Source organism: Streptomyces sp. CA-243310, assembly GCF_050936775.1.
In the GTDB taxonomy this organism is placed as follows: domain Bacteria; phylum Actinomycetota; class Actinomycetes; order Streptomycetales; family Streptomycetaceae; genus Streptomyces.
Genome location: NZ_JBNJMF010000002.1, coordinates 3,343,649 through 3,361,834, shown reverse-complemented (window position 1 = coordinate 3,361,834; position 18,186 = coordinate 3,343,649). Strand labels below are relative to the sequence as shown.

Genomic DNA, 18,186 nt, shown 5'->3' with positions numbered 1-18,186 from the left:
CCCTTTATCTATAGGCCAGTTGAGCTAGGCCGACATTCGGGCGTCGGTGTCGAACAGCTCTCGCTCGGCGGGGTGCAGGATGTGCTGGGTGATGAAGCTCCGGCCCGCGACCTTCCACAGGCCCCGGCCCTTGGTCAGGGCGGACACCGCCTGGGTCTCGACGCCGGTCAGGCCGAGCAGCGAAGCGGCAGCAGCGAGCTGGTCGGGTTCCTGCCGGTAGATGATGCGAGTGGAGCAGTCGGCCAGCAGGCCCTCGGCCAGCACCCGGCCGCGCGAGCCGGCATCGCCTGCGCTGAGCAAGTCGCTGAGGCGGTGGATGACCATCAGGTTCGCGATGCCAAGCCCGCGAGAGAGCTTCCACTGCGACTGCATGCGCTCCAGCAGGCCGACGTGCCGCATCACCCGCCACGCCTCGTCGTAGATCACCCAGCGCCGGCCTCCGTCCGGGTCGGCGAGCGCGGACTCCATCCACGCCGACGCGCAGGTCATTGCCAGCACCAAGGCGGTGTCGTCGCCGGAGCCGCCGAGGCGGGAAAGGTCGATGGACAGCATCGGCGTGGTCGGGTCGAAGGCCACCGTCGAGGGGGCGTCGAACATGCCGCTCAGATCGCCGTGGACCAGTCGGCGAAGGGCGTGCGCGAGGTCCTGTGCGGCCGGTCCCATATGTCCGGCCTGGTCGCCGAGGGCCCGGTCGAGGCGCTCGGGCGAGCCGAGGGCGTGCGCGATCTCGCCGAGCAGCGGCACCGTGCCCCCGGCGTCGGCCTCGGCGACCACCAGGTCGAGAGCGAGGTCCAGGGCGGTGTGTTCCATCGGCAGGAGATCGCGCTTCAGCACGGTGCGCGCCAGGGCCGCCAGGAGAAGGAGGCGGCGCTTGCGGACCTCGGTCGACCAGTCGCCCTCGCTCACCGAAGCGGGCCGGGCCGGAGCATCCAAAGGGTTCAGCCGACCCGGAAGCCCCGGCCCGAGCGCGATGCTGTAGCCGCCGAGGGCCTGGGCGACGGCCGTCCACTCTCCCTTGGGATCGCAGGGCACGTAGATGCGGTAGCCGTGGGCAATCGCCCGGGTGGCTATCGACTTGGCCAGCGCGGACTTGCCCATGCCGATGATCCCGGCCAGGACGGCGTTCGGATTGGTGAAGCCCTCGATCCGCCCGCTGCTGTACAGCGAGAACGGGTCGTAGCAGAACGCCGCCTCCGCGTGTACGTCACGTCCGATGAAGATCCCCTCGGCGCCCAGGCCGCCCTCGGCGAGAAACGGATAGGCGCCGCTGACAGTTGCGGTGGTCATGCGGTGGGCGGGGAGGCTGAGCTTGCCGCCCCGAGCCGAGGAGGGACCGGGGCGTCCGGAGGGCGGGTAGATCGGCCGCAGTTCCGGGTCGAGGTGCTCCTCGGCGCGGTGCTTCGGCGGGGCTCCGGCGCGGCGGGCCTGGCGGCGGGCCTCGGCGAAGCCCTCGCGGGCGGCACGCTGCTCGGCGCGTGATGCCTTGCGGGGGACGAACAGGTGGGAGGCGCTGGCGCGGGTGCGGGGCATGAACGTTTCTCCAGACGGAAGGCGTGTCAGCGGCGGACGAGGCCCGTGAAGGGCGAGTGCAGGTCGGCCGGGGTGGTGCGGCGGCGCACCAGGTGCGCAGTGCGCTGGTGGCGCTGGCAGATGGTCAGCTCTGGTGCCCCCTCGGGCAGGCCCGCCTGGCATCCCTCGCGTTCGGGCACCTCGCCGGAGTCCGGCCGGGGTGCTGCGTGGTACGCGGCGTGGATGTGATCGGCGGCCTGCCAGATCCGGGTGCGGGTGGCGCGAAGCTGGTCACCTTCGACCGGCACGAGCTGGCCGGTGCGGGCGGCATGCGCGTCGAGCAGGCCGTGCAGCGAGACGAGGTGGGCGTGCAGGGTGTCCAGTTCGGCCCGGGTGGTGACAAGGGGGCCGCCTGGAATATTGAGCGAGCGGTGGAAGTCGAGCGCGGCGGTGGCGAAGGGCACGAAGTCCTGCGCGGGCGGGCTGGCGGTGCGGGACATGGGGGTGCTCTTTCAGAGGGAGGGAGGGCCGGCATCAGGCGGCGAGGGCGAGCGGCATGGCGGCGACCGTGAACGCTTCGGCCTGCTGCCAGGTGAGCGGCCGGAGGTCGAGCTGGGCGCCGACGGCCGCGGTCTCCACGACCGCGCAGGCGGAGCGGAGTTCGTCCTCCGAGTCGGCCGAGACGGTCAGCAGCCCGGTCAGGGCGACATCCGCGTGGCCCGCGATGAGCTGGCGCTCCCGGGACTTGATGTCCTGGTACTCGATCGAGTCCGCCTCGGAGTCGACCTGGCCCCGCCGGGCTCGCTCGGCAGCGTCGGCGATCACGCTGGACTTCTTCCGCTGGACGTCGCGCAGGGCTGCGTCCAGTCCCTTCGGCTCGTACGACAGCGACAGCGTGCGCCGGACCCCGGCGGTGAACAGGAGCTGGTGCAGGAAGCCGGCCGACGTTTCGGTGCGGGGCCAGTTCTCCACCCAGTACGTGGCGTGCACGGCCGAGTCGGTCGCGATGTGGTCGGCCTTCTCGACCACCACGACCGGACCAGCAGCAGCAGGATCAGCCTCGGGATGCCCCGCCGTGGACCAACGGTCAAGCGTTGCAAGGGCCTTGGGGTCGTACGCGGTGCGCACGACGGCCGCGATCTCGCGGGCGGTGAGCCAGCCGGTGGGGTTGAGTCCGGCCGTTCGCGCGGCCTGATCGAAGGTCGAGGTGAGCTGTGCCAGGACACTGAAGGAACCGGTGAGGCCACCACCGGCCTGGTTGATCAGCCGTCGTGCGGCCTTGGCGTCCAGGGACACCGCGACGTACGCCTCGTGCGGTGCAGCAGCAGGGCCGGCGCTCTGGATCAGCTCGCTGTAGATCGCACCCGCCATGGGGGCATGCGGCTGGCCGTGCTCCTCCCAGTACCGGCGCAGCGCGTCGCCGGAGTCCGGAACGGTGCGCTCGATCACCTGGATCCGGGCGACCTGGCCCGTGCGGGCGAGTGCGGCCAGCGCACGTCCCCATCCGTTGACGTTGGCGTTCTGGGTGCCCGGGTCGAGCAGCGCGTAGGCGCGGGAGGAGACCTTGACGACGGCGGTCAGGGTGCCGGTGTGGGGGTTGTGGACCGCGCCGTATCGACGGTCGGGAGCGGTGACCACGCGCAGGCTCGCCGCTGTGCCGGGCAGGTGAAGCAGACCTTCACGGATCGGGCGGCGGGAAGGCCGGGTGAGCCAGACCAACTGGCCCCGCATGCGGCGCAGGGCGTACCGGGTGACGATCGGAGCCCAGTCGGCCAGGGCGCGGCCCCGGTAGCGGACGAACACGAGGAGGGCGATGGCCGCCCAGACCGGAATGAGTTCGAGGGCGCCGACCACGCCGCGGGTGAGGATCACGGCGAGCAGAAGAAGACCGGTGAGGCTGACAACGATCAACTGCGAGGCGGTCAGGCCGAGCAGGATGCCGCGCCGCGAGCGGTGAGGAAATTTGACGCTGGCCGTGGTGGCTTCGGCCTGGTGCTTGTTGGACATGGTGGGTTCCAGACGGTGGGAGCGGGCGGGGGCGGGGCGCGCGACGCTCTTCTGGAGGTCATGGCGGGGCTCGTTTCTGGGGATCGGTTGCGCGGGGCGCGGGGGGCGGGCTGCCGTAACAGCCCGCCCCCGGATGTGATGTGTCAGGAATCCGACGGCGACTGGCTGGGATACACCCAGTTCGTCGGTGTCGGGGAACCGGTTGCCGAAGGCCCCGTGGAGGACGGCGGCGCTGCAGCGGGGGCCGGCGGCGGCGCGGCGCCAGCGCGGGTCATGTTGCCGCCTCCAGCCTGAGCGGCAACGAACTGGCCGCCCGCTTCTCCTTCGGCGCCTCCCGATTCGCCCTCGTCGGGTCGGTTGATGAGCGGCGGGATACCGGGGCGCTGGATCAGGGCCCGACCCTTGTCGCCGGAGGCGTTCGGGTCTTCGCCGTACCGGAAGCTGGTCTGCGGCTTGGGCGGTCCGGAGTCGATGCCCTCCTTGCTGAGGGTGCCGCCGGAGGGGCTGATGCCGGAGGCGACACCGTCGCTGCCCGCGCCGGGGACCTGGCTGGGCCCCTGCGGTGCCGGGGTACCGGTGCTGGCCTGCATCGCCAAGCTGCCCGCGGTCTTGGCAGCTCCTGCGGCGACCGCCATGCCTGCGACGCCGGTGCGGTGGAGGTCGTCGTGGCCGCCGCCGTCGCTGGCCCAGTGGACGAACTTGTACGTGGCGTACGGGCACAGCAGGACCAGCACCATCACGACGATGCCTGCCATCGCGTCGGACAGCGCGGCCATGCCGTCGTGGGCGTCGGACTTGCCCATCGCTGAGACGCCGATGAGGAAGACAACGGTCATCAGAAGTTTCGAGACGACCAGGGTGGCGGTGGCCTCGATCCAGCCGCGTCGCCACCGCTTGGCGACCTCCCAGCCTCCTCCGGCTCCGGCGAAGACGGCGAGAGCGACCAGCACCAGGACGCCGACCTTGCGGGCGACCATGACGCCCCAGTACATGAACGCGCCGATCGCGCATCCTAGGGCGACCAGGGCTGGGACACCCCAGCCTAGGCCGTACATCGCCCCCAGTTCGTTGACCTTCACCACACGGCGGATCGCATCGTCGACTGAGCTGTTGGCCGCTTGGAACAGGCCGTCGGACAGGGCGTCGACCACGGTGATGGCGACGGTGGTGAAAGCGATGGCGCAGAAGCTGAAGAGGATGCCCGTCATAGTGCCGATGGCTGCCTGAGCGAGGGCGCGTTCGTCACGCCGCCAGGCCGCGAACATCAACTGGATGCAGAACGTGCCGACGGTCAGGGCGAGCCCGATGGGTAGCAGGAGTTCGTAGTTGTCCCTGAACCATCCGGCGTTGAGATCGATGGCGGTGGTCTGGTTGACGGCCTTCGCGGCGAGATCCGCAGCGCTGGCTGCCAGTTCGCCCGCCGACTTCGCGATCCATGCTCCGATGCCGTCGGTGACGGCCCCGGCGGGGTTGGTGGCGAAGTCGACAGCACCGCACACCTTGTCCATCAGCGGAAAGTCGCAGACTCCCATGGCGATACCTCCTTTCTGGGTAGGTGGTCAGGGCGCGACGGACGGCATGACGCCGGCCAGGGCACACGGGTGGGAAGGGCGGCACTGGACCGCGAGGGTGGTGACGCGGTTCTCCGCACCACCGGCAGACGAGCCCTTCCAAGCGATCGACTGCTTGCCGGAGACGGTCACGGCGTAGACGTACGCCTGCGTGATCGTTCCGGGATTCGCCTGAAGGGCCTGGGTGAACGAGTTCGGGAAGTGACCCTCGTTGACCTTGGCGGTGGCGAACTGGTCGTTGGCGGCCATTTCCTTCCACAGCACGGGCGAGGGAACGATCGCGTCGACCGAGGCGGGATCGGCGTACTTGGTCTCGGTGGTCAACCACCCATGCAGGGCGGTCAGCAGCTCTGCCTGGGAGTACGCGCGGGTGTCGTACGACCACAACGCTTCGGCGGCTGCCTTCCCGAACGCGATCGGATCGTGGGTGCCCGGTGGAGTCGGGAGGGAGTGAGGGTGCGACCTCGGCGAGGGCGATCCGGACGGCGAAGTGACCGAGGAGGAAGGAGAGGGCGAACTCGCGGCTGGGGCCGCAGCTTTGGAGGAGCCCCTGCCGTCGCGGGTGAGGTAGGCGGCAAGGCCGGCGAGGGCGACGAGCACCACCAGAGCGGCGGTGCCGAGCAGCGCCCGGCGGCGCACGCGAGATGCGCCGCCGGGGTTCGAGGAGTGGGAGGGCATCAGTGGACCTGCGTCCCCAGCGTGCTGAAGAACGCGACCACGCCGTTCGCGGCGCCCAGCAGAAGGGCCGCGCCAGCGCTGACCAGCACACCCTTCTTGCCGTTGGCCTCGGCCTGGTGGCCACCGGAGTGGTGGCCCCACGCCCACACGCCCGCGCTGACGGCGAGCGCGCCGACCACGGCGATGATCCCGAAGAGGTTGAGGGAACCCATCACCTGCTTGAGGACGGCGAGGCCAGGAAGCCCGCCCTCGTTCGGCTTGATTCCGGGGTCGTAGGCGAGCTGGATGACCTTGTCGGCGAGATACATTGCGAACTCCAGTTCGATTTATTGCACGCTGAAGCCCGAGAGGGCGGAGCGGCGGTGCGAGAGGGAGGGGGGAGGGACAAGCGCCGGTCAGACGACTCGGCGGGCCGCGAGAATCTGCGACTTCCAGGACGCAAGGGTCGCGATACGCACCACATCACCGGTGTGCGGGGCGTTGACGATCAAGCCCTGGCCGATGAACATCCCTACGTGCTCGGGGACTTCGGACGTTCCTTCGGTGAAGACGAGGTCACCCGGCTTGAGGGCGTCGGCCGACGTCGCCTTGCCCTCCTTGACCTGCGTGTACGTCGTACGCGTCAGGGTGACTCCGGCGGCCTTGTACGCCTGCTGCATGAGGGAGGAGCAGTCGCACCGACCCATGGGGTCGGGCCCATGGGAGTCGGTGCAGCTCCCACCCCACTGGTACGGCGTTTTGAGCTGGCCGAGGGCCCAGCGAATCGCTGTCTGGACCTTCGCCGGAGCATCGGCTGGGATCTTGTACTCCGCCGGCACGGCGCCCGGAGGGATGGTTCCGAAGTCGGTTCCGTCCCCGTCGGCCGTACAAGCGCCCGCGGTATCTGATGAAGCGGTGTCGGTGTCAGCAGAGCCAGACGGAGAAGGGCTCGGCGACCCACCGCCGGACTTCGACAGCAGGGGGGCGATGGCCTTCTGCAAGGCGGTGGCCAGCGGCTCCCACTTGGCATACGCCTCCGGGAACCCTGACCGCTGTACGGCCTGAGCAGCCTGGGTGACGGACAGGGACTCCCAGCCCGAGACCTTCTGCAGCCCCTCGTAGAACTTGGTCGAGGCGTGCACCGGATCGAGGATCTCGTTCGCCGTGCCCCATCCCTGCGACGGCCGCTGCTGGAACAGTCCCAGCGAATCACGGTCGCCGTAGGTCAGGTTCCGGAGGCCGCTTTCCTGTAGCGCGGTTGCCAGGGCCACGACTTGCCCTCGGGCCGGAATGCTCATCGCGACGCCGGTGGCCTGGATCGTCTTCGCGTTGGGGACCTGGTCGGCAGGATCATCAAGCCCCGCGACGGAGACCGCGCCCTTGTCGCCACCGTCCAGGATGGCCTTCACCTGTGAAGCAACGGCAGCGGTATCCACAGACTGTGCACCGCCGGTCGAGCAGGAGGCCGAAGCCGTACCTGCCCCGATGGCGAGGATGGGAACGGCCAGCAGCAGCGGACCGGATGCGAAGAGACCGACGACGGCTCCGGTGGTCTTCTTCATCGCCGCTGCCGTTCACCGGTTCGGCGGTGGCCGACGGACAGCGGTGTTGGGTCGGGGCGTGGGGGTGTCAGGGCATGCTGCATCGCAGCGGCTCCTCGTGGTCCGTAGGAGGCGCGGTGCCGACTTCTCGTGCAAAGCCGTCGGCACCGCGCCGATGTGAATCCGCCTCTCAGGGCGGGCCCGGGTCAGTGGAGTTGGTAGCTCCCGGACGCCGGTCTCGGGTCAAGCGCGGCAGCCAGCCGCGCTCGTAATCTCAGGCAGAACACCGGTTCTCCTAACGGCTTCTCGGACGAAGGGCTAACGAGCCTGCCGTGCTGCCAATTTGGACGAGACAACACAGATAAGCACAGGTCAGCGAGGATTAAGCGCTGCTCTGCCCCGGTGACATGGCGAGACAGTAGACCCGGATTCCGGCCGCGCCAAATGGCTCTCGGGCTCGGCCTCGGACAGAGACACGGCTCGTTAGGTGCGGCCGGAATTCGCGATTAACCTCCGGCGCAACCCCGCTCGAAACGACCGCTGTTGAGCGACGTCCGGAGCGGGTTCAGTCCCACCGTGCCCTGAAAGAGGCCCTGCACATGAGCTACACGCTGCACCGAGGCGATGCCCTCACCGTGCTGAAGACCCTCCCGGACGAGAGCGTCAACGCCGTGATCACAGACCCGCCGTACAACTCCGGCGGACGTACCAGCTCGGACCGCACCGGTCGCACCGCGCGAGCCAAGTACGTCACCAGCAACAGTGCGCATGACCTGCAGAACTTCCCCGGAGAGAACCGCGACCAGCGTTCCTACCGCTCCTGGCTGACCGAGCTGCTCACCGAGTCGTACCGGGCCTCGACCGAGCACGCGGTCGCCATGGTCTTCACCGACTGGCGCCAGGAACCGACCACCTCGGACGCCCTGCAGATGGCGGGGTGGACCTGGAGTGGCACCATCCCGTGGATCAAGCCCTCCAGCCGGCCCCGCAAGGGCGGGCCGAAGCAGGACTCGGAGTTCATCGTCTGGGGCGTCAAGGGATCCCTCGACAACACCCGCGACCTCTACCTGCCGGGTCATTACATCGCCTCCCAGCCCCGCAAGGGCCGCGTCCACATCACCCAGAAGCCGGTCGAGGTCATGCAGCAGCTCGTCCAGGTCTGCCCCGAGGGCGGCACCGTGCTCGACCCCTTCACGGGCAGCGGCTCCACGGGAGTCGCAGCCCTGCGAGAGGGCCGCCGCTTCGTGGGCGTCGAGCTGTCCGCGCACTACGCCGATGTCGCCGAGGAGCGGCTGCGCGCCGAACTGACAAAGGACGACTTCGAGCTGGCCGGTCCGGAGGCATGAGCATGAGAGCGGGGAGCCCGGGGTCCGCGCCCCGCAGACGCCAAAGGGCGGCTGGAGTATCGAGTTACCGATGCTCCAGCCGCCCTTCTGTTTGCGTCAAGCCGCCTCGAATGCCCGCCGGATCAACGGGGCTGCCTTCTCCAGGTCGGCTGCCGCAGCGAGGCGTACCTCCAGGTCCCCGGTCCCAAGGTGGCCGATGCCGCGCATGTCCCGGGTGAAGCCCTCCTCCAGCTCGACCGTGTCCGGGTCGAGTCTGAGATAGACCAGGATCGCCTCGTGCTTCGGACGAAAGATCACGGAGGCGACGTTCACCAGCCGCCGGTAAGCGATGTAGTGCCTGAGCGGGGCCACCTCGACCTCGCCCCACGCCGTGAGTGCGTCGTCCAACTCCGCGTACAGGTCGCGCAGGCACGCCGGAACGAGACCCGCGCCCGCCGGCGCGGAAGTCGCCGGGACCGAGGGCACGCCGATGGCTGCCGTGTCCCGCTCCCGGGTTCGCCGAGACGAAGCAGCGTTGGCCGAACCTGGTGAGGAGTCCACGAGCAAAAGGCTCAGCAGATCGCCCTCGAAGACGCGGTAGCGCACCAAGTCGATCCGCTCGGGCAGCCGCTGCACGGCCACGCGGTCGTGGTGGGAGAAACCGGCCGCGATGCAGACCATCCGCGGTCGACGCCAGTCGACCGACTCGGCGGCCTCCGCCCCCAGCACCTTCCGCACGAGCGCCTCGAACTCGTGGTGCGCTGACTCCAGCCAGGACAGATAGAAGACGGCCTGCGACAGCACCCCGCTGTCGGAGCCTTTTTTGAACTCGATCACTACCGGGCTGCCGTTCTCGTCCAGCCCGAGGGTGTCGATCCTGCCCCGGTGCCACGGACCGGTCGGGTACTCCGACGCCAGGAACCGGATGCCGAGCATCGCCTCCAGGCCGGCCTCGACCCGCCGCTGCAGTTCGACCTCCAGCGCCACCGTCGAACCGGGCAGCTCGACGTCGCGCCCGCCCGCGTCTCGCCGGAACATCATCAGCTCGGCCATCACCGTCCCCCTCCCTTGATCGGTACAAGAGAAGCAATCGAAACGGCCAGAGCGGTATTCCAGGCAGGCGGCACCCCTGCCCTTGGGACGGCCCACGACCCTGGCGTCGCGTCACGCAGGGTAACTAGGGTTCTGGCACCGCTCCAGCGGCTGCCCGGCCCTACCAGAGCGAATGCGAGGATCGCCGCGTTCAGGCACATTGCCTCTGGAGCGAGGCTGAAGGACTAGCCTCTGACCCGCGCCGACGGCTGGCAGAGACCGACTGTGGTGCTGAGCGGGCTGCGGACGCGAACCGCGGTTCGGGTATCACTCCCAAGGAGGCGTTCTGCGCCGACTACGGTGGGAACCATCATGGGGAGCGACTTCGCGGGAACGGGGCAGCCGCAGGAGGCACTGTGGAGGATCTACAACCCGTGTGGCGACCCTAGTTGTCGTCATCGGTGGCCAGCCGGTGGCCGGACGCCTTTGGACGAGGTAACACGGGGAAGCACAGACCAACCAACCGCACGTACTCTGATCAGGCGAAACGTCACTCGGCGGCACGACCAAGCACCACGCAGCACGAACGCTCACGGTCTCGTAATGCGTAGGTCTCGGGTTCGAATCCCGAAGGCGGCTCTGTAGAACCCTCAGGACTCACTCGCCGTGACCTGGGGGTTTTGCTTTTTCCGGAGGGCGTTCGACGCGTGAGCGGTCCCGCGCCTGTCGCCGTACGGTCTCGGCGGTCTCCTCGGCGCCGAGCCTGGTTGATCGAACTCCCCCATGGTGCTCCGTGCGGCGTGGAGCGTCCGGCCGTCTCCGCCCCGTCCTTCGGTGTGGCGCTCGGCGAACGTGCCGCCCGGCGCCGGGAGTTCGTCGCAGGGCGGCCGGTCTTCGTCGGGCTCCGGCCGCGACGGCCGTCGCGGCGGGGTCGGCGAGCTGATCGTCGTGCGGGCCGTCCCGGGCGTGGGTGCGGTCATCGTGATGCCGCTCTCGCCCACCCTGCCCACCCGTGTGTCCTCCCTGGGGGACATGAGGTGGGCAGGGCGACGCGGCCCTGTGGCGGCCTGCGGACTAGGGTCGTCCGCGAGGAACGGACGAGGGAGAACAGAGATGCACGGTCAGCCGGCGGAGCACGCCACCCGGTCCCCGCAGGAAGGCCCCGGGGTCGTTCTGCGCGTCGCGGGCGAGGCGGACCTCCCGATCGCCGCCGAGCTGTTCCGCGGCTACCTGGACTTCTACGAGGTGACCGTCGAGGACCCCGACCAGCCGCGTGCCTTCCTCGCCGAACGCATCCGCAAGGACGAGTCGCTCGTCCTGCTCGCCGAGGTCCCGGAGATCGGAACGGTCGGCTTCGCCCAGGTCTACCGCAGCTTCTCCTCGCTCTCCATGCGGCCCATCTGGATCCTGTACGACCTGTACGTCGCCCCGGCCGGCCGGCGTACCGGCGCGGGCCGGGCACTGCTGCGCGAGGTCCTGCGCCGCGCGGCCGAGGCCGGGGTCGCCGGAGTGCAGTTGGAGACCGCCTACGACAACCACGTCGCCCAGGGGCTGTACGAGTCGGAGGGCTTCGAACGCGACGCGTTCCACGTCTACTTCCACGGCCTCGACTGACCCGCTTCCGCTCCCGAACCGGTGCGCCCAGGCTCGGTACGCCCCACGTCCCGAACGCCCTGCGGGCCGGCGGTGTTTCACGTGAAACATCCCGGCGTGGCCACCGCGTCACACGGTCGCCGCGCCGGGGCGCTCACTTCGCGTCGGCGTAACACTCCACGATCGCCGTGGTGAACGGGAACCGGACCGGCGTGTCGCCGAAGGCGATCCGCCCGGCCCGGTCACCGGCCGCGCGGATGGCCTGCGCGACGGCCTCGGCCTCCTCCGCGGGGCAGTGCACGATGACCTCGTCGTGCTGGAAGAACACCAGCTCGGCCCGCATTCCGGCGGTGGCGATGGACTGCCGAAGCGCCGCGAGCAGCAGCAGCGCCCAATCCGCCGCACTGCCCTGGACGACGAAGTTCCGGGTGAACCGGCCGCGCGCACGGGTGTTGGTGGAGGCGTAGCTCGGGGTCCAGCCGTCGTCCCGGTCCTGCGGTACGCCTGCCTCGCCGTCCGGGTCCGAGTCGGTGGCGGATACCGGAGGCGGGCAGGTCCGGCCGAGCCAGGTCCGTACGAGCCGCCCCTCCTCGCCGGCTCGGGCGGCGTCGTCCACGTACGCCACGGCGCGGGGGAAGCGGCGCCGGAGGGCGGCCAGGTTCTTGAGGCCGTCACCCGAGGTCTGGCCGTACACCGCGCCGAGGACGGCCAGTTTGGCCATGTCCCGGTCCCCGGAGAAGCCCTGCCGGGAGATCGCCGTGTAGAGGTCCTCGGGACGGCCCGCGACCTCCATGAACGCCGGGTCGCGGGAGATCGCGGCCAGCACCCGGGGCTCCATCTGGTCGGCGTCCGCGACGACGAGCCGCCAGCCGGGGTCCGCGACGACGGCGCGCCGGATCACCTTGGGGATCTGCAGGGCCCCGCCGCCGTTGGTGACCCACCGGCCGGTCAGGGTGCCTCCGGGGATGAACTCGGGGCGGAAGCGGCCGTCGTGGACCCAGTCCGCCAGCCAGGACCAGCCGTGGGCGGTGTGGATCCGGTACAGCTTCTTGAACTCGACCAGCGGTTTCACGGCCGGGTGGTCCAGCTCCTGGATCTCCCAGCGTCGGGTGGACTTGAGCTTGACCCCGGTCTCGGCGAAGGCCTTGATGACGTCGGCGGGCAGATCGGGGCGTACCCGGCGACCGAACGCGGCCGATACCTCGTCGGCCAGCTCGGCGAGTCGGCGGGGCTGCCCGCTGCCCGCGTACCGCTCGCCGAGCAGCTCGGTGAGCAGGGCGCGGTGCGTGTCGGCCCGCCAGGGGAGCCCGGAGCGGTGCATCTCGGCGGCCACCAGGAACGCGGCCGACTCGGCCGTGGTGAGCAGCCGCATCCGGTCGGGGTGGGCGGTGGCGTCGTGCCGTTCCACCTGGTCGGCGTGGACGGCGAGCAGGGCGTCCAGGGGGACCGGGGCGGGCTGCGGGTCGAAGAGGGAGTCCTGGGCACCGGGTTCGGCGGCCCGCTGCGGGGGATCCGGTGGAACGGGCCGACCCTCCAGCCGTGCCCAGGCGGCGGCGGCCGAGCGGGGCTCGCCGAAGCGGCCCTCGTGGCGGAGCAGCAGCAGTTCGGCGTTCTCGATGTCGTAGCACCGTTCGATGCGGATCCCGGCGGCGAGCAGGCGCGGATACACGGCGGCGGTGGACCGCCATACCCATCGGGTGCCGTCCGGCGCCGCCCGTACGGCCTCGGCGACCTGCCGCACGCGCACCGCCGACGCCCCGGCCGTCAGTGTCCCGCCGCCGCCGCCCTCGCCGGGCGGGACGGGGGCGGCGTGCCACCAGCCGTCGCCGTCCTCGGCGAGGGCCCAGCGGGCGGTGCGGTCGGTCATGTCCGCGAGTGTCCCACCGGGGTGTGACAGGGGTCCCGTACCCCTGTCCGACCTGCGCGGCGGTGGTCCCGGTGGGCCGTGCCAAGCTGGAGCGGTGAGAGACATCGTCGACCGTGCCTGTGAAGCCGCCCTGTACGCCGACGGCGACAGTGGCCTGGACACCGGAGCCTCGCTGCTCGCCGCCGACACGGCCCGCTGGAGCGGGGCCGCGCGGGAGCTGCTGGCGCGCGGGGAGGGGTACGTTCGGCAGGCCTGGGAGCGGGGCTGGCGGCCGGCCGACGTGGTGCGACTGGTGCGCCGGGACCTCGACGAGACGCACGTGCGGATAGCGGGGGACCTGGTCGCCGCCGAGGCGCGGCGGTACGCGCGCCTGCCCGAGCGGTGGACCGACGCCGAGGTGTGGTGGGGCGACGACGCCGGGTACGGGGATGCTCTCGCGGCACGGGAGCGGACGGACCGGTTCTCCCTGGCGACCTCCGTCCTGGAGGTGTTCCGGCTGCTGATCCGGCTGCCTTCAATCGAGCCCGTCGGTCCGCTTCCCGGCGACCCGACGGACGCCCTGGAGCACACCCACATCGAGCCCCGCATGCTGGGGCGGATCCGCGCGCTGCTGGCGAAGGCCGAGGCGACGAACTTTCCCGAGGAGGCCGAGGCGCTCAGCGCGAAGGCGCAGGAGCTGATGGCCCGGCACACGGTGGACGAGGCCCTGTTGGCCGCGCGCGGCGCCGGACCGGACCGGCGGCCCGGCGCCTGCCGGATCGGGGTGGAGCCCCCGTACGAGGAGGCCAAGGCCGTACTGCTGGACGCGGTCTCCACCGCGAACCGCTGTCGGGCGGTGTGGAACAGCGGGTTCGAGTTCTCCACGGTGGTCGGCTTCGAGAGCGACCTGGAGGCGGTGGAGCTGCTCTACACCTCGCTGCTGGTGCAGGGGACGGCTGCGATGACCCGGGCGGAGGCGGCGCAGCGCTCCGGCGGACGCAAGCGAACCAAGACGTTCCGGCAGTCGTTCCTGCTGGCGTACGCGAGCCGGCTGGGTCAGCGGCTGGCCGAGACGGCCGAGCACACCGCCTCCGAGGCCCCCGACAACCTGCCCGCCCTGGTGGCCCGGGACGTGGCGGTCACCTCCCGGGCCGAGGAGATGTTCCCCCGTACGACCACGACCCGGCTGCGCGGTGCGACCGACCTGGCGGGATGGGAGGACGGCACGGCAGCCGCCGACCGGGCGCGGGTGGGCGGCGGCGAGCGCCGCTCCCTGCGGGGGTGAGCCCCGCCGCCCCCGCTCTGCTCCGCACGTCCTGACCCCCCGGCCCTGCCGCCACCGTCCTGACGCCCCGCCTCCCGCCGCCTCAGTGCCCCGCCGGGGGCGTCGGGCCGGGCGCGGGGGAGTCCTCCGCGCGCAGCGCGCGCGTCTCCGACTTCAGGATCCGCATGGACCGGCCCAGCGAGCGGGCCATGTCGGGCAGCTTCTTCGATCCGAACACCAGCAGGCAGACGACGAGCAGCACGATCAGGTGCCAGGGCTCAAGGGCATTGCGGAGCATGGAGTACCCACCTTTCGGACGATCGCCGTCGTGACCGTCGTGACCGTCGTGACCGTCGTGACCGTCGTGACCGTCGTGACCGTCGTGACCGTTGGGACCGTCGTGACCGTTGGGACCGTTGGGATGGACAGGATGGACGGGATGGACGGGATGGTTGTGATGATCCGCCTTATGGAACAGCCTCGTGCCATACCTGTACAAATCTGAAGAAGTCCTGAAAGGGCTCTAGGCTCGACCCCATGAGCTGGCTCCGGGCGCTGAAGCACACCGCCCGGACCGGCATGAAGGTCGAACGGACCCGCCTCGAACCGCTCGTCGCCCTCCGCGCCGCCGTCGGCCTCGCGATCGTGATCGGCTTCGGGCTCGCCTTCCTGGGCCCCGGAGCGGCCGCCAGCTCCGCCTTCGGCGCTTTCATGGCCGCCATCGCCACCTTCCAGAAGAGCTGGCGCCCGCGCCCCGTCCTCGCCCTCGCCTCCGGGCTGACCCTGGCCGTCTCCACCTTCGTCGGCTACCTCGTCGGCTCCTCCACCGGCCTGTTCCTCGCCCTGCTCGCCGTCTGGACCTTCGCGGCGGGCCTGCTCTGGGCGGCCGGCCCCACCGCCGGGATCATCGCCTCCGGCAACGTCGCGGTCATGCTCGTCACCGTGACCCTGCCGACCTCCGTCGCGCAGGCCGCCGGGCACGCCGCGATGATCGCCGCCGGCGGGGTGGTGCAGGCCCTGCTGATCGTGCTGTTCCCGATCCGTCGCTGGGGCGCCCAGCGCGACGCCCTGGCCGACGCCCTCGCCGCCGAGGCCGACTACGCCCGCCGGCTGCGCCACGACCCCGTCTGCGCCTTCGACCCGCAACCCCTGATGCGGGCCCGGGACGCCGCCACCGTGACCGCGCGTCAGGCCCGCCGCCGGCCCGCCGAACTGCACGGGGCGCGGGGGCTCGCCGAACGGGTCCGGCCCGTCCTGGCCTCCCTCGCCGACCCGGCCGTCGGGGCGCCGGCCGAGGGCCCGGGGCGGGACCGGGTACGGGAACTGCTGGACGCCGCCGGCTCGGTGCTGGACGCCGCCGCGCGGGCGATCCGGCACGGGGACCCGGTACGCCTGCCCGCGCCGGCCCTGGCCGTGCTGAAGTCCCCCGACACGGCGGACCTCCTCACCGGCGCGCCGCAGCGGGCCGCGCGCCGGCTCGCCGCGCTGCTGGACGACGTGCTGGAGACCGCCGAGCCCCGCTCCGGCCGGCTCGTCGCCCCCGACGAGTCGATGCTGCGGCCGACCCTCACCGCGCTGGTGCCGACGGTCCTGAGGTCCGTACGGTCCGAACTGCACCCCGACTCGCCGATCCTGCGACACGCCGTGCGCGTCACCGCCGTGGCCTGCGCGGGCTACCTCATCGGGCAGGCCCTGCCGCTCGGGCACGGCTACTGGGCCCCGATGGCCTCCGTCATGATCATGCGGCCGGACTTCAGCCAGACGTACGCGCGGGCCGTCGCCCGGTTCGCCGGAACCCTCGTCGGGGTCGCCGTCGCCACCGGCATCGTGCAGCTCGCGCAGCCGGGGATGTACCTGTCCGGGTTCCTCGCGGTGGTCAGCGCGGGCCTCATGTACGTCCTGATGCGCACCGGCTACGCCGTCTCGCAGGTCTGCGTCTCCGCGTACGTCGTGTTCCTGCTCGGCATGGGGGGCGTCCGCTGGGACCAGACCGTGCCCGACCGGGTCGCGCTCACCCTGGTCGGCGGACTCCTCGCGATGCTCGCCTATGCCCTCTACCCGGCCTGGGAGACCCCGAGGCTGCGGACCCGCCTCGCCGACTGGATCGCGGCCGACGGACGGTACGCGGCGGCCGTGCTCGGGCACTACGCGGCCCCGGCCGACGCCCGGCGGGCCGACGTGCGCACCGCCCTGCTGGCCGCCCGGGACGCCCGGATCGACTGGCAGGACGCCGTGGACCGGGCGGCCGGGGAACCGGTGCGCCACCGCGGCCTGTCCCGTGCGGCGGCCGACGGCGCGGGCGAGGCGGTGGCCGCCCTCGGGCGCAACGCGATGCTGCTGGAGGCCCACCTGCCGGACCACTCCCAGGCCCCGGTGCCCGGTGCCGCGGCCCTGGCCGAGGCGGTGCGCGCCGACACCGAGGCGGGGGCGAAGGCGGTACGGGAGCGGGGCGTGCCGCGCTGGGAGCGCGTGCGCGCGCTCGTGTCGGACGAGGGCGCGCCGGTGTGGGGCGCCCGGGACCCGGGTGTTCTGCGCGCGGCCGGTGCCCAGCTCCTGGACGCGCTGGACGAGGTGTCCGAGGCGCTGCGGGGCTGAGCGAGCGGCCCGCCGGCGCCGCCTTGCCGTTCGCCGACGCCCGGAGGGAGGCCCCCCGCGCGAATGCGCCCGGTCCCTCCCGGGAGAATGCGGGGGGCGCTTCCTCGGCGAATGCGAGGGTCGCTCCCGTGACGAATGTGGCGGCCGTTCCGGTGACGACGACAGCACCCTCCGTGCACGTGCATCTGCCCATGCAGCTGCTTATGAACACAGCTATGATCCGGTGCAGTTGACATCTGCACTATCGGGGGCTTCCTGTGGACCACGCGTACAACGGGATGGCAGCTGCAGAACTCGCTTCCTTGTACGGGCTGACCTGGCAGAAGAGCAGACACAGCAACTCGCAAGGTTCCTGCGTCGAGTTCGCGAGACTGCCCGGCGGCGATGTCGCCATGCGCAATTCGCGATTCCCGGACGGTCCGGCTCTGGTCTACACGCCGGCGGAGATAGAGGCGCTGCTCCTGGGCGTCAAGGACGGCGAGTTCGACCACCTGATCGCCTGATCGGAACAGCGCAATGATCAAGCCATGCACGTGCACTGGCCGGGACTGATCGAAAGGATCAATCCCGGCCGGTTGCCGTTCATGCGCCGCATTTTCCCGCCTGTGAACGCGGGTGACGGCAGGTCAGTCCTGGAGCATGAAGAGCGCCCAGACGACCTTGCCGGTCAGGCGCCCCGCGAGCGGGTGCCAACCCCAGCTGTCGCTGTACGAGTCCACCAGGAACAGCCCCCGCCCGGACTCCAGGTCGAAGTTCTCCTCGGTCCGCTCCGGCGAGAACGCCCCGCCCGGCCGGTCCTCGCTGGGGTCCCGCACGGCGCACACCAATCGGGTGCTCCACCGCATCAGGTGCAGCCGAACCGGCGGCTCCGGAATGTCCGAACCCGGGCGCCCCACCCTTTCCTCATCGGGCAGGGCATGGCGCAGCGCGTTGGTCACCAGCTCGGAGACGACGAGGGAGACATCGTCGAACCGGTCGTCGAGGCCCCACTGGGACAGCGTCGACCGGGTGAAGGAACGGGCCCCGCGCACGGCCTCGAAGCGGGCGGGCAGGGCACAGGAGGCGGACCCGGAGACAGCCGTGGGGTCGACCGGGGGCAGCCCCTGCCGTAACGGCTCGAGCATGGTCGATCCATTCGTCCCCATGCGAGGCACTCCCGGGATTCGCGGACGGAGCGGCGGCTGTCGTCCAGAAAGAACTGCGGGGTGGGTCGGTCCGGCTCCTGCGCGAAGAAGAACGCAGGTGC

At 71.1% G+C, this 18,186-nt stretch carries 17 protein-coding genes; 6 read left to right on the top strand and 11 right to left on the bottom strand.

Annotation, left to right across the window (positions count from 1 at the left end; genetic code table 11):
• Nucleotides 1–24: 24 nt before the first annotated feature.
• The 7 genes from ACQEVM_RS32660 to ACQEVM_RS32630 all read right to left on the bottom strand — a co-directional run bounded on the left by ACQEVM_RS32660 (nucleotide 25) and on the right by ACQEVM_RS32630 (nucleotide 7,306).
• Nucleotides 25–1,530 carry an ATP-binding protein gene (locus ACQEVM_RS32660; protein WP_359461422.1) on the bottom strand — a complete coding sequence of 502 codons (1,506 nt, stop codon included), beginning with the start codon at nucleotides 1,528–1,530 and terminating at the stop codon, nucleotides 25–27.
• Between the two features lie 26 nt (nucleotides 1,531–1,556).
• Nucleotides 1,557–2,009 (bottom strand): DUF6238 family protein, encoded by a 453-nt coding sequence (locus ACQEVM_RS32655; protein ID WP_359461424.1) that lies wholly within the window; start codon nucleotides 2,007–2,009, stop codon nucleotides 1,557–1,559.
• Between the two features lie 34 nt (nucleotides 2,010–2,043).
• Nucleotides 2,044–3,516, bottom strand: a complete 1,473-nt coding sequence (locus tag ACQEVM_RS32650) for an SCO6880 family protein (RefSeq protein WP_266805317.1) — start codon at nucleotides 3,514–3,516, stop codon at nucleotides 2,044–2,046.
• A gap of 143 nt (nucleotides 3,517–3,659) precedes the next feature.
• Nucleotides 3,660–5,048 carry an SCO6881 family protein gene (locus ACQEVM_RS32645; protein ID WP_433084992.1) on the bottom strand — a complete coding sequence of 463 codons (1,389 nt, stop codon included), beginning with the start codon at nucleotides 5,046–5,048 and terminating at the stop codon, nucleotides 3,660–3,662.
• A 27-nt stretch (nucleotides 5,049–5,075) separates the two neighbouring features.
• Nucleotides 5,076–5,765: a hypothetical protein gene (locus ACQEVM_RS32640; RefSeq protein ID WP_433084990.1), complete on the bottom strand. Its 690-nt coding sequence runs from the start codon at nucleotides 5,763–5,765 to the stop codon at nucleotides 5,076–5,078.
• Entirely contained in the window at nucleotides 5,765–6,073 is a 309-nt protein-coding gene (locus tag ACQEVM_RS32635) for a DUF6112 family protein (RefSeq protein WP_433084988.1), read from the bottom strand. Before ACQEVM_RS32635 ends, ACQEVM_RS32640 begins: the two co-directional genes overlap by 1 nt.
• A gap of 87 nt (nucleotides 6,074–6,160) precedes the next feature.
• Nucleotides 6,161–7,306, bottom strand: coding sequence for a C40 family peptidase (locus ACQEVM_RS32630; protein ID WP_433084986.1), 1,146 nt, complete (start codon nucleotides 7,304–7,306; stop codon nucleotides 6,161–6,163).
• 578 nt (nucleotides 7,307–7,884) lie between these two features.
• On the opposite strand from ACQEVM_RS32630, the gene ACQEVM_RS32625 reads away from it, so the two are divergent.
• Nucleotides 7,885–8,631: a DNA-methyltransferase gene (locus ACQEVM_RS32625; RefSeq protein ID WP_433084984.1), complete on the top strand. Its 747-nt coding sequence runs from the start codon at nucleotides 7,885–7,887 to the stop codon at nucleotides 8,629–8,631.
• A gap of 96 nt (nucleotides 8,632–8,727) precedes the next feature.
• On the opposite strand, the gene ACQEVM_RS32620 is transcribed toward ACQEVM_RS32625, so the two are convergent.
• A complete protein-coding gene (locus tag ACQEVM_RS32620) occupies nucleotides 8,728–9,663 on the bottom strand; it encodes a DUF5655 domain-containing protein (RefSeq protein ID WP_433084982.1) in 936 nt (311 codons plus the stop codon).
• Between the two features lie 1,092 nt (nucleotides 9,664–10,755).
• On the opposite strand from ACQEVM_RS32620, the gene ACQEVM_RS32615 reads away from it, so the two are divergent.
• Nucleotides 10,756–11,256 (top strand): N-acetyltransferase family protein, encoded by a 501-nt coding sequence (locus ACQEVM_RS32615; RefSeq protein ID WP_433084980.1) that lies wholly within the window; start codon nucleotides 10,756–10,758, stop codon nucleotides 11,254–11,256.
• Between the two features lie 133 nt (nucleotides 11,257–11,389).
• On the opposite strand, the gene ACQEVM_RS32610 is transcribed toward ACQEVM_RS32615, so the two are convergent.
• Nucleotides 11,390–13,102, bottom strand: a complete 1,713-nt coding sequence (locus ACQEVM_RS32610; RefSeq protein ID WP_433084978.1) for a bifunctional 3'-5' exonuclease/DNA polymerase — start codon at nucleotides 13,100–13,102, stop codon at nucleotides 11,390–11,392.
• Between the two features lie 94 nt (nucleotides 13,103–13,196).
• Here ACQEVM_RS32610 and ACQEVM_RS32605 point away from each other — a divergent pair, with 94 nt between their 5' ends.
• Nucleotides 13,197–14,366 (top strand): DUF2786 domain-containing protein, encoded by a 1,170-nt coding sequence (locus ACQEVM_RS32605; protein ID WP_433084976.1) that lies wholly within the window; start codon nucleotides 13,197–13,199, stop codon nucleotides 14,364–14,366.
• Nucleotides 14,367–14,448: 82 nt separating this feature from the next.
• Here ACQEVM_RS32605 and tatA read toward each other — a convergent pair whose 3' ends face one another.
• Nucleotides 14,449–14,643, bottom strand: coding sequence for a Sec-independent protein translocase subunit TatA (gene tatA / locus ACQEVM_RS32600; RefSeq protein WP_433084974.1), 195 nt, complete (start codon nucleotides 14,641–14,643; stop codon nucleotides 14,449–14,451).
• 30 nt (nucleotides 14,644–14,673) lie between these two features.
• Between tatA and ACQEVM_RS32595 the strand changes: the two genes are divergently transcribed.
• From ACQEVM_RS32595 to ACQEVM_RS32585, 3 genes are all read left to right on the top strand, one after another.
• Nucleotides 14,674–14,850, top strand: coding sequence for a hypothetical protein (locus ACQEVM_RS32595; protein WP_433084972.1), 177 nt, complete (start codon nucleotides 14,674–14,676; stop codon nucleotides 14,848–14,850).
• A gap of 32 nt (nucleotides 14,851–14,882) precedes the next feature.
• Entirely contained in the window at nucleotides 14,883–16,940 is a 2,058-nt protein-coding gene (locus ACQEVM_RS32590; protein WP_433084970.1) for an FUSC family protein, read from the top strand.
• Nucleotides 16,941–17,197: 257 nt separating this feature from the next.
• Nucleotides 17,198–17,443, top strand: a complete 246-nt coding sequence (locus ACQEVM_RS32585) for a DUF397 domain-containing protein (RefSeq protein WP_053678492.1) — start codon at nucleotides 17,198–17,200, stop codon at nucleotides 17,441–17,443.
• Between the two features lie 123 nt (nucleotides 17,444–17,566).
• On the opposite strand, the gene ACQEVM_RS32580 is transcribed toward ACQEVM_RS32585, so the two are convergent.
• A complete protein-coding gene (locus ACQEVM_RS32580) occupies nucleotides 17,567–18,085 on the bottom strand; it encodes an ATP-binding protein (protein ID WP_433084968.1) in 519 nt (172 codons plus the stop codon).
• Nucleotides 18,086–18,186 lie beyond the last annotated feature (101 nt).